Source organism: Gordonibacter massiliensis (ex Traore et al. 2017) (assembly GCF_019731765.1).
Lineage (GTDB): Bacteria > Actinomycetota > Coriobacteriia > Coriobacteriales > Eggerthellaceae > Gordonibacter > Gordonibacter massiliensis.
This window is the reverse complement of the sequence record NZ_JAASIO010000002.1, coordinates 277781-290702: the sequence shown is the minus strand read 5'-3', so window position 1 is coordinate 290702 and position 12922 is coordinate 277781. Positions and strand designations below refer to the sequence as shown.

General features: G+C 66.0%; 11 protein-coding genes and 1 tRNA gene. 5 read left to right on the top strand and 7 right to left on the bottom strand.

The features are described 5' to 3' along the window. The 7 genes from HCH03_RS05165 to HCH03_RS05135 form a co-directional block, all read right to left on the bottom strand. A partial coding sequence (locus HCH03_RS05165) for a hypothetical protein (RefSeq protein WP_221688629.1) occupies positions 1 to 215 on the bottom strand: 215 nt, incomplete at its 3' end. Between the two features lie 139 nt (positions 216 to 354). After that, the gene (locus HCH03_RS05160) at positions 355 to 1830 is read right to left on the bottom strand and encodes an MFS transporter (RefSeq protein WP_080142802.1); all 1476 of its coding nucleotides are present in this window, start codon (positions 1828 to 1830) and stop codon (positions 355 to 357) included. A gap of 123 nt (positions 1831 to 1953) precedes the next feature. Beyond that, on the bottom strand, positions 1954 to 3012 hold the full coding sequence (locus HCH03_RS05155; protein ID WP_221688628.1) for an amidohydrolase family protein: 1059 nt from the start codon (positions 3010 to 3012) through the stop codon (positions 1954 to 1956). Positions 3013 to 3148: 136 nt separating this feature from the next. Next, on the bottom strand, positions 3149 to 3346 hold the full coding sequence (locus HCH03_RS05150; protein ID WP_221688627.1) for a hypothetical protein: 198 nt from the start codon (positions 3344 to 3346) through the stop codon (positions 3149 to 3151). Positions 3347 to 3420: 74 nt separating this feature from the next. After that, the gene (locus tag HCH03_RS05145) at positions 3421 to 3765 is read right to left on the bottom strand and encodes a hypothetical protein (RefSeq protein ID WP_080142805.1); all 345 of its coding nucleotides are present in this window, start codon (positions 3763 to 3765) and stop codon (positions 3421 to 3423) included. Positions 3766 to 3787: 22 nt separating this feature from the next. After that, positions 3788 to 6190 (bottom strand): molybdopterin-containing oxidoreductase family protein, encoded by a 2403-nt coding sequence (locus tag HCH03_RS05140; RefSeq protein ID WP_221688626.1) that lies wholly within the window; start codon positions 6188 to 6190, stop codon positions 3788 to 3790. A 391-nt stretch (positions 6191 to 6581) separates the two neighbouring features. Further along, positions 6582 to 7553 carry a helix-turn-helix transcriptional regulator gene (locus HCH03_RS05135; protein WP_221688625.1) on the bottom strand — a complete coding sequence of 324 codons (972 nt, stop codon included), beginning with the start codon at positions 7551 to 7553 and terminating at the stop codon, positions 6582 to 6584. Positions 7554 to 8267: 714 nt separating this feature from the next. Between HCH03_RS05135 and HCH03_RS05130 the strand changes: the two genes are divergently transcribed. The 5 genes from HCH03_RS05130 (at position 8268) to HCH03_RS05110 (ending at position 12920) form a co-directional block, all read left to right on the top strand. Next, the gene (locus HCH03_RS05130; protein WP_221688624.1) at positions 8268 to 9362 is read left to right on the top strand and encodes an ABC transporter substrate-binding protein; all 1095 of its coding nucleotides are present in this window, start codon (positions 8268 to 8270) and stop codon (positions 9360 to 9362) included. Positions 9363 to 9365: 3 nt separating this feature from the next. Then, positions 9366 to 10469: a FecCD family ABC transporter permease gene (locus HCH03_RS05125; RefSeq protein WP_221688623.1), complete on the top strand. Its 1104-nt coding sequence runs from the start codon at positions 9366 to 9368 to the stop codon at positions 10467 to 10469. Further along, the gene (locus tag HCH03_RS05120; protein WP_368042422.1) at positions 10460 to 11245 is read left to right on the top strand and encodes an ABC transporter ATP-binding protein; all 786 of its coding nucleotides are present in this window, start codon (positions 10460 to 10462) and stop codon (positions 11243 to 11245) included. The genes HCH03_RS05125 and HCH03_RS05120 overlap by 10 nt, the downstream gene beginning before the upstream one ends. A 149-nt stretch (positions 11246 to 11394) precedes the next feature. Beyond that, positions 11395 to 11469: transfer RNA gene (locus tag HCH03_RS05115), tRNA-Asn, on the top strand. 143 nt (positions 11470 to 11612) lie between these two features. Beyond that, positions 11613 to 12920, top strand: coding sequence for an MFS transporter (locus tag HCH03_RS05110; protein ID WP_221688622.1), 1308 nt, complete (start codon positions 11613 to 11615; stop codon positions 12918 to 12920). Positions 12921 to 12922: the final 2 nt, after the last annotated feature.

Genomic DNA, 12922 nt, shown 5'->3' with positions numbered 1-12922 from the left:
ATGAACGTGGGAACCTTGAACTGGTTCATGATGACGATGATGCCGCAGAACAGCATGGCGAACAGCACGATCCAGCCCTTGCGCTGGCGATTCCTCGTCTCGTCGATGTCGGGGTTCGGGCCGTTGGGGGAGGGGGAGGGCCGTGCGGAGTCGGCCGAAGGATGTGCGGCGCCAACGCCCGCCGCATCGCGGGTTTGCTTGTTGTATTCGCTCATGATTAATCCCTTCTCCCCAGGGAAGCGGGGATACAGGCTTGGCGGAAAGGCCGCCCGCCTGCGCTCGAAGCGCTGCGCAGCGGCCTTGTCGAAAGGCCCGCCCCGAATCTGGGCCGGGGCGGGCCGATGAGGCGAGCGGCTAGTGCTGAGCGGCCGCGTCGCCCTCGGAGGGCTTGCCGGCGGGGGCGCCAGCAGCCTGCTTCTTGGAGGGCATGACGCCGAGGCTCAGGATGCAGCCGACGACGCCGATGGGCACGAGCGCCCAGAAGGCCAGCATCGGGTCGACATGGATGCCCTGGGCAACGGCCTCCTGCACAGCCTGGCCGATGGCCGGGCCGAAGTCGGCCGGGGTGCCGCCGGAGGCGAGCACGGCCTGCTTGGCGTTGATGGCCACGTTGGAGGCGGCGGTGAGGCCGTCGTTGAACGGGGCGAGCGCGTAGCTCGTGACGATCTGACCGGCGTACTGGCCGAGCGTCAGGAACGACAAGCCGAACGCCACGGCGGTGGCACCGCCCTTGAACACGAACGTCGGCACGAGCGGACGGCAGCAGGCGTTCAGCATCATGTTGCCGATGCAGAAGAAGATGACGTACGGGATGAAGAACTCGGCGTGGAAGGCCAGCGCGGAGCAGATGGTCAGGCCCAGGATGCCCACGACGACGCACAGGAACTTCTTCGACTTAGGCGTCTTGTCGAGGATCAGGCCGCCGAGCGGGGCCAGCGCGCCGCAGGCGACGATCAGGCCGCCCCAGAGGCCGGCGGTCGTGGCGTCCCAACCGAAGCCGCCCAGGGCCTCGGGGGTCTGCAGCCACGTCTTCAGGTACTGGCTGAACGCGTAGTTCATGTAGTTGAAGATGGCGAACATGATGATGAGGCACCACAGCTGGCGGCTCTTGAAGAACTTCAGGACGGCCTTGAGCGGCTTGCGCTCAGGCGACACCTGCGAGCGCTCTTCGGGCTTCGGATCGCGGAACACCACGGCGAACAGGATGCCGCACAGGGCGGCCACGGCGACCCACACCCACTGGAGGTTGCCCATGTCGGAGCCCACCACGTGGTACACGCCGTCGTTCACGAAGTTGGACAGGAAGATGCCCACGGGTGCCCAGCAGGACCAGATGGCCATGGCGCGGCCGCGCGTGGAATCCGGGAACCAGGTGGACACGCAGGTGGGACCGGCTACGACGGTGGTGGACAGGCCCAGGCCCAGGATGAAGCGGCCGGCCAGGAACACGTAGAAGTTGCCGCCCACGAACGCCGCGCTGATGGCGCCGCCCACGACCGCGCAGCCCACGCCGATGAGCGTGGTGGCCTTCGGGCCGAACTTGCGCACGAGGAACGTGGTGGGCAGAGCCATGATGAGGGCGCCGATGGGCACGAGGCCCATGACGTTGGACAGCAGGCCGAAGTTGGCGGGGTTCGCGAAGAACGAGTTGTTCTCGGCCAGCCAGTTCTTGAACACCGGGAACGTGATGCCCGGAAGCCACATCCAGGCGAACACGATGCCCACGGCCGCCAGCAGCGACACGATCAGGCACGGCCACGCGTACGACGGCGTCTTCTCCACGGGCTTGGCCGCGGGAGCGCCTGCGGTAGCAACAGCAGGATTACTCATAGTTTCCCCTCTTTCAGACGCCTCCTTGCAGGCGTCGATGAGTTTTCCGGCGGGGCGCCCGTTGCGCGCCCCGCCGCACGATACGCAACCTTGAGACGGTTGCGGCGGGAAGTCGTTTCCGCCTTACAGGTTGAACAGCTTCGCGGCGTTGCCGCCCAGCATGAGGTCCTTGTCCTCCTGCGGCACGTCCATGGCGTTGATGGACTCCACGGAGCGGGCCATCCACTCGTAGAACACCGGGAACGACGAGCCCAGCAGCAGGTGGTCGGCGCCGTTCACCTTCGCGGCGCATTCGAGCTGGTCCTTGCCCCAGCTCATGGGGTGCGTCATGTCGAAGTAGATGTTGTTCTTCAAGTAGCGGTCGTACGCCTCGTGGTCGACGTTGGTGGCCAGGCGGTTCATGGCCTCCTTCTTCTTGGTCGACTTGTGCGGGGCGAGGATGTTCTGCAGGCCGAACCAGTTGCCGCCGAACATCGTGTGGATGAACTTGAGGTTCGGGAACTCGTCGAACATGCCGGAGTAGATCTCGCGGCCCACGGCGGCGGCCTGCGCGTGGATACGGCCGAGCTCGCGGCGGAGCACCGTGTACTCGTCGAAGTTCGCGTAGGCGTTCTGGCCGGGCGTGTGGTGGATGACGGCCGGGATCTTCTTCTCGTTCAAGACCTTCAGATAGGGCTTGAACATGTCGTCGTCGAGGAAGCGGTCGCCGTAGCAGCAGGCCAGCTGCACGCCCACCATGCCCAGCTCGTCGATGCAGCGCTCGAGCTCGGCCACGTCCTCCTTGCGGCCCCACGGCGGCACGACGGCGTTGGCGTACAGGCGGCCGTTCGAGCGCTTGCACATCTCGGCGGCCTGGTCGTTCACGATCTTGCAGGTGTCGAGCGAGAGCCATTCCTGCCACACCGGCATGCGCAGAAGGGCGATGTCCACGCCGTTCTCGTCCATGGCCTGCAGCTTCGTCTCGAGCGTGTAGTCGCCTTCCACGTAGTTCAGGATCTGCTTGCCCTCGGGGTACTCGAGGATGAGCTGGTCCTTCGCGCCGTCCGGCGTCTTGTCGATGTATGCCTTCATGCCGAACGCGATGGGCGCCGAGTACAGGAACCCGTGCAGGACCTCTTCGTTGGTGAACAGGTCGGTCGGCAGGAAGTGCATGTTGATATCGATGACCTTGTTTTCCGCCATTGTTCCTCCTTCTTGTGGTTGACGGGGGCTCGTCCAAGATCGCGCTTGCGGAGCGCTCTCGCTTGCGGGCTCGCAAGCGTCATCTCGTACGGCCCGGATGCGTGCGGTGCCGCCGCAGGACGGCACCGGTTAAGCCTTACTGGTAGATCGGGGTGACTTCGCGCTCCGCGATCTTCTTCATGTTGGCGGAGTTGCGGTCCTTCCAGTCGATGCGGCCCTGCTCGCGCTCCAGCTGCGTGACTTCGCGCTTGTTCACGCCGGCTATGCGCACGTCGACGTGCATCAACTTTTCAGCGACCTGTCCGCCGAAGTCGTTCTCGAACTGTTGAGCCATGGTTGCCCTCCTTCCCCTGCTCGGTTTGCTTGGCTGGGCGCGCCCGCTCGGAGCGCGCCCAGCGATGTATGACCCTACGCCTCGTTGATGGCGACGATCATCTGCTTGGGGGCCTCGATCTTCTTCGCGAGATCCTCGACGTTGCCCCAGTCGAGGCACTGCGCCTGGCAGTGCTGCACGCAGGTGGGCTGCTTGCCCTTGCCCACGCGCTCGGCGCACATATCGCACCACTTGGTGAACTGGGGGATGAAGTCGTACTGGTAGTCCTTCTTGGCCTCGTCGATGTGCAGCGGGCCCAGCTTCGTGATCTTCAGGCCGAACTCCTTCTCGGAGTAGCCGTGCTCCTGCTGGCAGGCCAGCACGCAGGCCTCGCAGCCGGTGCAGTAGTCGACGTCGACCAAAATTCCCTGATAAGCCATGTCTCTCATTCCTTTCCGGCTGCTATTCGGCCTTGTAGATCTTGCACATCATGGCCTTGTAGTTCGAGCCGAAGCCCGAGACGCCGGCGTCGAAGGGCACGAGGTTGTTGATGTTGGACTCGAGCACGCCGAACAGGCCCTTCTGCTCGTCTTCCACGTTCTCCTCGGCGGCGTCCTTGCGCTCCGGGAACCACCAGCCGTGCTCCGCCTGCATGACGCGCGGGTCGTAGGTGTCGTTGAACGAGGCCTTGTACTTGCACTTGCCGTGCTTGTTCTCCAGCCAGATCCAATCGCCTTCCTCGATGCCGTTCTCGGCGGCCGTGTCGGGGTGGATGTACACGAGCGGGTCGGGGTGCAGGCTGCGCAGCTTCGTCACCTGGCGCTGCTCGGAGTGGAAGAAGTGCGGCACGCGGGCGCCGGAGGTCACGATGTAGGGGTACTCCTCGGTGTCCTCGGGGGCGCTGTAGGGGCTTTCGACCGGCTCGACGTAGCTCGGCAGCGGATCGAGGCCCGACCACGACGTGTGGTGGAACACCATGGAGTAGATCTCCGCGCGGCCCGTCTCGGTGCGGAAGCCCGGCTGGCCGTCGGGGCGCAAATCGCCCGTCTCGTACTTGCGGTACTTGAACTCGGGGTACTTCCACGTCGACTCGCGCAGCTCGCTCCAGTTGAAGCCGCCGTCCTCGAGCGCGTAGTCCCACATCTCCTGCACGTTGTCCCACGGCCAAGCGATGTCGGCGTTCTCCGGCTTGATGGCCTGCGTCAGGCGCTTGCCCAGCTCGAGGAAGATGGTGTTGTCGGGCTTGGAGTCGCCCACGGGCTCGATGGCCTTGTTGATGCAGCTGATGCGGTAGGCGTTCAACCCGCCGAAGCCGTCGCGCTCCTCGTAGGTGGCGGCGGGCAGCACGACGTCGGCCAGGGCCATCATCGTGGGGGTCATGAACAGGTCGGACACCACGATGAAGTCGATCTGCTTGTACCATTCCAGTTGCTGCTCGGCCTGGGCGCCCATGGTGGCCAGGAAGTTGTTGGTGACGATGTAGGCCGCGCGGATGGGGATCTCGCCGCGCTGCCACGCCTCGATGGTGGCGTTGGAGGACAGGTTCTTGAAGCCCACGGCAAACATAGGGTAGCGCTCCACGCCGATGCGCTTGGACTGCTCCTCCTCGGTCATGAGCTCGTCCCAGCCCCAGGTGCCCGTCCAGTTCGGCTGCTCGATGCCCCAGCACGCGTCGCCCATGACGTTGCCGCCGGGGATGTCCAGGTTGCCGGTGATGCACCACATGGCCGTGATGGCGTGCGCGGCCTGCTGGCCGCCCGTCTGCTGGTCGAGCGCCACGCCCCACTGGATGGCGGCGGGGTGCGAGGTGGCGTAGGTGCGGGCCACGCGCTGGACGTCGTCCTTGGACACCCAGGCCTTCTCGCACAGGTCGTCCAGGTCCATCTCCGCGACGCGCTCGCACACGGCTTCCAGGCCGTACACCCACTTGTCGCAGAAGTCCTGGTCGTAGAGCTTCTCGTCGCAGATGACCTTCAGCATGGCCATGGCCAGCGCGCCGTCGCCGCCGGGGCGCACGCGCAGCCAGTCCTCGCCGGCGCGGGCCGCGAGCCACGTGAGCTGCGGGTCCACCACGGCCACCTTCATGCCGCGCTTCATGAGGTCGGTGATCCAGTGGCCGTAGAAGCCGTCGGCGTTGCTGTAGAAGGGCTGGTGGCCCCACACGATGCAGTACTCGGGCACCGTGTAGCGAGGGTCGTCGTAGCGCTTGGGCAGGAACTGCGAGCAGTCCATGACGCAGGCGCCGCCCAGCATGCAGGCCATCGAGGCGATGCGCGGCAGGTAGCAGGAGTTGCCGGCGAAGTAGGGCACGCCCTCGTTCGGGGAGCCCACGCAGGCGTTCAGGCGCGTGACCTGGTGGATGTCGCGGCCCGTGCCCTGGCACATGGCGATCTTGTCGGCGCCGTAGGTGTCCACGACGCGCTTGAACTCGCGCGTGATGATCTCGTACGCCTCGTCCCAGCTGATCTCGACGAACTTGTCCTTGCCGCGATCGGCGCGGTCGCGCTTCATGGGATGCAGCAGGCGGTCTTCATGGTAGACGTAGTCGGGGATGCACAGGCAGCGGCTGCACAAACGCCCCTGGTTGTAGGGGTCCTCCGGGTCGCCTTCCACCTTCACCAGCTTGCCGTCCTTCACATAGGACAGGATGCCGCACACGTTGTGGCATCCCGGTGCGGAGCGCGCGGTGCCGCGGATGACGGTCATGCCGTCCTCTTCCCACGTCCAAGGCACCTTCGGCGTCTCGGCCGCGGGGACGGGCGGGCGCGTGTCGGTCTTCTTCGGCAGGCGCGAGCCGCGGCGGTACTTCTTTCCGTTGGTCTCGCTCCAATGCTCCTGCACGGAGGCCTCAGCAGAATCGGCCATACTTTCCTCCTTTTTCGTTGTTCTCTCGTCGAATCTCGTCTCGATACTCAGGTCGTCTCTGGCCGGCGGGCCGCCGCAGCTTGCGCGCGCGGTGCGGGCTCGATACCGAACGTGCCCAGAATAAGGAGGATTTGTGAAGCAACGTCCCCCACAGATAATGAGGGGCGCGTTTTCAGCATGCTGACCCGACGCCTCGGAGCGGTAATCCTATTGGTATGACGCGTTCATGTGGGGAAACGTCGAATGTCGAAGGGAAGGGCGGGCCACATGGGCCTTGCCGGACCGGGCGGGAGGTGCCGGGGAGGGAGGGGGCTCGCGCCGGAGGCGGGGCGTTTTGGTCGGCAGGCGGCGCCGAGACCGGTCGATCGGAGGGGCGTCCTGCCCGCAGCCCCTAGCGCAGTTGCGCGCGCACGAGGGAACGGAGCTCCTCGCGCGAGTGTACGCCGAGTTTGGCGTAGATGTGGCGCTGGTGGGTTTTGACGGTGTTCCTTGACACGAACAGGGCCTGATGGATGGAGGCGATGTCGGCTTCGCCTGCCAACATGGGCAGCAGCTCCCGCTCGCGGGGCGACAGGCCGTGCTCTTTCGCGACGTCGGCGCAAGCGAGCGCGACAAGGCGCTCGGGATCGATGCGGTCGGACGCGTCACCCGCCAAGCGCCCGAGTGCGACGACGCACCATACGAGGGCGGCGAGGAGCGCTACCGTCATGATAAGGAACGGCGTGCCTCGCAGTCCGCCGGCTTCGAGCGACGCCGTGCATGCCGTCCAGCCCAGCAGAAGCCCCAAGGCATCGGCCGCGAAGCCCGCGAGGGGCGTTTCGCCAGCGCGTTCGAGCTTCTCGGCCCTCGTGGCCGCGAGGGCCCCCGCGATAGGAGCGAACGCGGCCGCGGAACCGAGCAGCACGCTTTGCGCTGCGAGCCATTCGGGGTCGCCGGCAAGGTCGAACGACAGCAGCAAGGGCGCAACCGCCACGACCATGAGCGCTGCGATGCTCTGCAGCGTGCGCGCTCCGTTTCTCGTCGCGGCGCCGCGAAGGAGCCAGGCGGCACCGCCTGCCGCCGCGATAGGCGCGAACGCCCCCGCAGGGCCGACGAGCGCGGCGCACACCGCGGCTCCCAAAGCCGCGGCGAAGCCGAAGGACGCCCCGTGGCAGACCAGGGCGAAGGCCAGCGCGATGCGCGGTCGAACCTTGCGCGCCCGCTCGCCGTCTGCTCCGAAGGGGGGCTGTCCGGTCGACGGATCGTCCGTCGCCGCAGGCCGTTCGTCGGCCGCCTCTGCGCGATTGGAGCCCGAGAGCAGCAGCGCTGCCGGAACGAGCGCGAAGGCGACGGCGGCGACGGCGGCCGGAGGTGCGAAAGCCAATGCAAACCCGATTCCGGCGCTTGCAGCCAGGGAGGTCGCGAGATAGCTCGCGAGGGTTTTAGCGCTCAGGCGGACCAAGAAACGCGCGGTTGCTCGGGAGGCCTCGGCCGCTCCCAGCCCGAGCAGGGCCCAGAGGCCGCATGCCGCGATGGCGCGAAGGTCGACGCCCGTCGCCAACAGAGCGAGGGCGAAGACCCCCGGCAGAGCGGCGGGAGCCTGGATGCGACGGAAGGGTCGCGCTACCCTTCGATGCCGGGCCGCGGCGAAGCACGCGATGCCGCCGCACCAGCCGGCCAGGCATGCTGTACGACACGCTTGAGGCGGCAGCGCGCCCCCGAACGCCTCCGGGACCCCGTCTAGAAAAAGAACGGTCCAGAGGAATACGAGGATGAGCACGAAAGCCGTGCCGCCGCACAACTCATCCAAGCCCACCGTCTTTCTCGCGATGCTCTCTTGCTTGCTGCTTTCCCTTCCCGATTCCATACCTTTATTATATCTCATAAGAAAATAATATACATATAAGTACATATTCGAATGAATATAATTCAACGCTCATCCTGAAAGAGGGAGGCTCACCTTGCGAGGTGAGGCGTTCGTCACCTTTTTTTCACCTTGCCGAGCGACCGGTTTCGCCCTGCATGTTCGATGCGGGGCATGGTCGTTCGGGCGAACATGAATCTGTTTTGTTAGCCAATCGATGAGAACGGAGTTCCTATGAAAACGAAGCAGGCGGGTGCCGTCGCGATGGCGGCGCTCATGGTGGCCGGAACGCTCCTGACCGGTTGCGCCGGCGGCGGCGATCAGAGCGTCCCTTCCGACGACGTTCCGGCCGTAAGCGAGCCGACCACGCGTACGGTGCTCGACAGCAACGGCACGGAGGTTTCCATCCCGGCCGACGTCGAGCGCGTTGCACCGGGCATCGGGGCGTTCGCGCAGGTGACCGAAATGCTCACGCAGGGTTCGGGCAAGATAGCCGCCGCAGCCGTCAAGCAGATATCCGACGACTTCAAAAGCACTTTCCCCGACTACGCGCAGTCGAATCCCGACAACCGCGACGCCAGTTCGGTGGAGGACCTCGTGGCGGCGGAAGTTCAAGTGGTTTACGGGCCCGAGAGCCTGTATTCCGACGAGCAGCGCGCGCAGCTCGACGAAGCCGGCATAGCCTTCGTGGCGTTGAACAACATCGGCAGCGTGGACGGCATGTGCGAGAGCATCCTCACCATCGGCGAGATACTCGGCTCCGACGAGCAAGCCGTCGCGCAGCGCTTTGTGGATTACTATCGGGCCGGCTTGTCCGATGCCGAGAAGCGCACCGCCGGAATCGCCGATGCCGACAAGCGGGGGACGCTCCAGCTGAACATGGCGGGCGGCGCCTACACGTGCGCGACGAAAGACGACATCAGCAACGCGTACTACGTCGCCGCAGGGGCGAGAAACGTGGCGGCCGACTACACGGGGGCAAAGAGCGGCCAGTATCCCACGGTGGATGCCGAGCAGATCGTGGCGTGGAACCCGTCGCTCATCGTGGCCATGAACGCCGAGACGAAGGATGCCGTGATGGCCGATCCGGCGCTCGCGGAGATCGACGCCGTGAGGAACGGCAACGTGGTTACCTGCCCCACGGGTTTGTACCTGTGGTGCGTGCGCAGCGGCGAAGGCGCCCTCATGACGCCGTGGCTGGGAACGTCGCTCTACCCCGACCTGTTCTCCGACGTCGACATGGTTAACGTGCTCCAAGACTTTTACCAGAAGTTCTACCGCGCCGATTTGAGCGCAGGCGACGCTGAGACCATATTGGCGGGCGCGTAAACGATGGAAGACGTCCTTTCCGACGATGCGGCGGAGTCGGGCTCTTTCGAGCCGGTTTCCGCCGCGCGGCGGCGCAAGGGCGCTCGAACGGGAGCGGCGCGCGAGCGGGCGGTCATGGCCGGGCTCGCCGTCGCGCTCGTCGCCCTGGTTGCCGTCTCGCTTACGGTGGGCACCTACGACGTGTCGCTGCCCGAGATGGGCCGCGTGCTGTGGGACTGGCTGACGGGGTCGTCCACCGCCCATGACAAGGCGACCGTCGTGCTGCTCACCATCCGAGCTCCCCGTATCCTGCTCGCGGCGCTCGTGGGCGCCGCGCTCGCTGCTTCGGGCGCGGCCTACCAAGGCATGTTCCGCAACCCCATGGTTTCGCCTGACATCCTGGGCGTGTCGAACGGCGCCGCCGTGGGCGCCGCGCTCGCGTTGCTGCTGGGCTTGCCGTCGCTCGTTGTGCACGGCCTGTCTTTCGTCTGCGGCTTGGGGGCGGTGCTGCTCGTCATGGCAGTCGCGAGGGCCGTAGGCAAGGGCGGCAACACGCTCACCCTCATGATCTTGGCCGGCGTCGTCATGTCGTCCACGTTTTCGGCCTTGCTTTCGCTCGTCAAATACGTCGCCGACCCCGACGATGCGCTGCCTCAGATCACCTACTGGCTCATGGGAAGTTTCGCCCGTTCGGGCAACGACGTGAACGTGCTGGTTTTAGCGGCGATCCTCGTCGTCGGAGGAGGAGCTCTCCTGCTCATGCGCTGGCGTATCAACGCCTTGTCGTTCGGCGAGGAGGAGGCCCGCACGCTCGGCGTGGACGTGAAGCGCACGCGCACGGTGGTTATTCTGGCTGCCACGCTGCTCACGTCGGCCACGGTATGCCTGTGCGGCACGATCGGATGGGTGGGGCTCATCATCCCGCATATCGTTCGCCTTGTCGTGGGGCCGAACTTCCGGGCGTTGCTGCCGGTGTCTCTTTTGGGCGGCGCCTGCTTCATGCTGCTCGTGGACGACGTGGCGCGCATCATCGTGCCGGGCGAGTTGCCCGTGGGCGTGCTCACGGCACTCATCGGCGCGCCGCTGTTCATCTACATGCTGGTCAAAGGACGGAAGGAGTGGCTGTGACGCTGGAGGTGCGCGACCTTGCGTGCGGTTACGGCGGGCGGCGGGTCGTCGAGGGCTTCTCGATGCGCGTTGGGGCGGGCGACGTGCACTGCCTGCTCGGACCGAACGGGGTGGGGAAGACCACGCTGTTCAAGACCGTTTTGGGGCTGTTGCCGCGTTTGGCCGGCAGCGTGCTGCTCGACGGACGGGAGGTGGACGGCCTCTCCGCCCGCGAATTCGCCCGCGCTGTGGCCTACGTACCGCAGGCCCACACGCCGCCCTTCGCGTTCAACGTGCGCGACGTGGTGGTCATGGGCCGTCTGGCGCATCTAGGTCCGTTCGCGGCGCCGGGACGAGCCGACTACGAAGCGGCCGACGACGCCTTGGCGCAGTTGGGCATCGGCCGTTTGGCCGACCGGGTTTACACCGAGCTTTCGGGCGGCGAGCGGCAGATGGCGCTCATCGCCCGCGCGGTGGCGCAGAGCCCCCGTTACCTCATGATGGACGAGCCTACGGCAAACCTCGATTTCGGCAATCAGGCGGAGGTGCTGGGGGCTGCCAAACGGCTCGCCGCGGACGGTATGGGCGTCGTCATGACCACGCACGTCCCCGATCATCTGTTCCAGTGCGAGGCCGAGGGGACGCTCATGCTGCGGGACGGGCGCTATGTGAAGGGCGGCGCCGATGCCGTGCTCACGCCCGAAAACCTGCGCGACGCCTACGGTATCGAGGTCATGGTGCTCGATGCTTCGTGGCGAGGGCGCGGAGTGCGTTTCTGTCGTCCCGTGGTGGTTTGAGGCGACATCGATCGAATGTAACGTGGGACCGAACGATGCCGCTGGGAAAAGCCCGCCTGAAAAAGTCGCGAAATTCGGTCTTGCGCAAAGGCTGTGATCCGGTATAATCTTCACTTGCGCGTTCCGAGAAAAGGAAACGCACGGCTCATTCCTCGGTAGCTCAACGGCAGAGCATCCGGCTGTTAACCGGAGGGTTGTAGGTTCGAATCCTACCCGGGGAGCCATTTTTCAAACCTGGTCAGAGGCAACTGCTTCTGGCCTTTTCTTTTATCGGGCCCTAGCCGCGAGCGTGCGCCGCATCTGTTCCGAGCGGGTTGATAACGAGAACCAGGTTGAAAACCAACCGCTTGCAACAAGGAGGTCCGCCGTGAATGCGAGCAAAGGCGCGGCGCGGGGCACCGCGAAGGACAAAGGTCGTCTGGCGGTGCTGCTAGCCGCCTCGATGATGAACCTTATGGGAGGCGCCGCCGTCGCCCCGGCCCTTCCCCAGATGAGCGCGGCGTTTCCGGATGCGTCGGCCACGGAGGTGACGCTTGTCATCACCTTGCCCGCGCTGGCTATCGCCATCGTGGGGCTGGCCGTGGGCGCGCTCGCCGACCGGGTCGGCAAGGTCCGCACGCTGGCGCTGTCGTCGCTCGTGTTCACGGCGGCGGGGCTCTCGGGCGCGGTGCTCGGTTCGATCGAGGCCATCCTCGCCGGTCGCTTCTTGCTCGGCATCGGCATAGCGGGCATAACGGTGTCCACGACGGCGCTCATCTCCGAATGCTACGACGGCGCCGCGCGCTCGCGCGTGCTGGCGCTGCAGTCCGCCTCTATGGGCGCAGGCATCCTGCTGCTCGAGTTCGGCGGCGGGGTACTGGCCGAATTCGGCTGGCGCATGCCGTTCCTCGTTTACCTCGTGGGGGTCGTCATCTTCGCGGGCGTGCTGTTGTTTCTGCGCGAGGATGGCGGCGGGAAGGAGCGAGGAGAGACGGCGGGCGATCGCGCGGAGGCGCCGGGAGGGGCCGAGGGCGCGTCCGGCCGTTCGGCGGGAGGCGCGCCGGCTTTCCGGCGCGGCGACGTTCTGGCCGCCGTGGCGGGCGGTGCGCTCACCATCTTCCTGCTTGAGGTGCTGTCGTTCGCGTTTCCCGGCAAGCTGCCCTATTTTATCGAGGAGCTGGGAGCGACGTCGTCGACGAGCGGGCTGTTCTTGGGAATTCATGGCAGCTGCATGGCCGCGGCATCGCTTCTGCAAGGGCGCCTTGCTCCGCGCACCCGGCGCTCGACGTTGCTGGTAACGGGTTTCGCCCTGCTCGCGGCATGTTTCGCGGCGTTCTTCGCCCTTCCGAGCCTGCCGGCGGTGCTCGTGGCCGCTTGCGTGGGCGGGGCGGGCATCGGCATCGTCATGCCCACGGTGCTGCAATGGGTCTCGAGCGTGATGACGCCTGAGACGTCGGGCAAGATCATGGGCTGCTACACCGTCATGCTCAACCTGGGCCAGTTCGCCTGCTCGCTCGTGCTGGCGCCCGTGATGCTCGCCGTGGGCTCCACCGGCGCCCTGTTCGGCGTGTTCGCCTGCTTTGCGGCGGCGTGCTGCGTCGCGATCGTGCTGGCCCGGCGTGGCGTGGACGGGTCTGTTGTGGAAGGGTTCCTGCCGGAAGACGGCCTTCCTAGCGCCGAAAACCTCGGCCAATAACC

Coding starts and splice junctions, on each gene's coding strand:
- HCH03_RS05160 (WP_080142802.1), bottom strand. CDS start 1,830: ATGAGTAATCCTGCTGTTGCTACCGCAGGCGCTCCCGCGGCCAAGCCC.
- HCH03_RS05155 (WP_221688628.1), bottom strand. CDS start 3,012: ATGGCGGAAAACAAGGTCATCGATATCAACATGCACTTCCTGCCGACC.
- HCH03_RS05150 (WP_221688627.1), bottom strand. CDS start 3,346: ATGGCTCAACAGTTCGAGAACGACTTCGGCGGACAGGTCGCTGAAAAG.
- HCH03_RS05145 (WP_080142805.1), bottom strand. CDS start 3,765: ATGGCTTATCAGGGAATTTTGGTCGACGTCGACTACTGCACCGGCTGC.
- HCH03_RS05140 (WP_221688626.1), bottom strand. CDS start 6,190: ATGGCCGATTCTGCTGAGGCCTCCGTGCAGGAGCATTGGAGCGAGACC.
- HCH03_RS05130 (WP_221688624.1), top strand. CDS start 8,268: ATGAAAACGAAGCAGGCGGGTGCCGTCGCGATGGCGGCGCTCATGGTG.
- HCH03_RS05125 (WP_221688623.1), top strand. CDS start 9,366: ATGGAAGACGTCCTTTCCGACGATGCGGCGGAGTCGGGCTCTTTCGAG.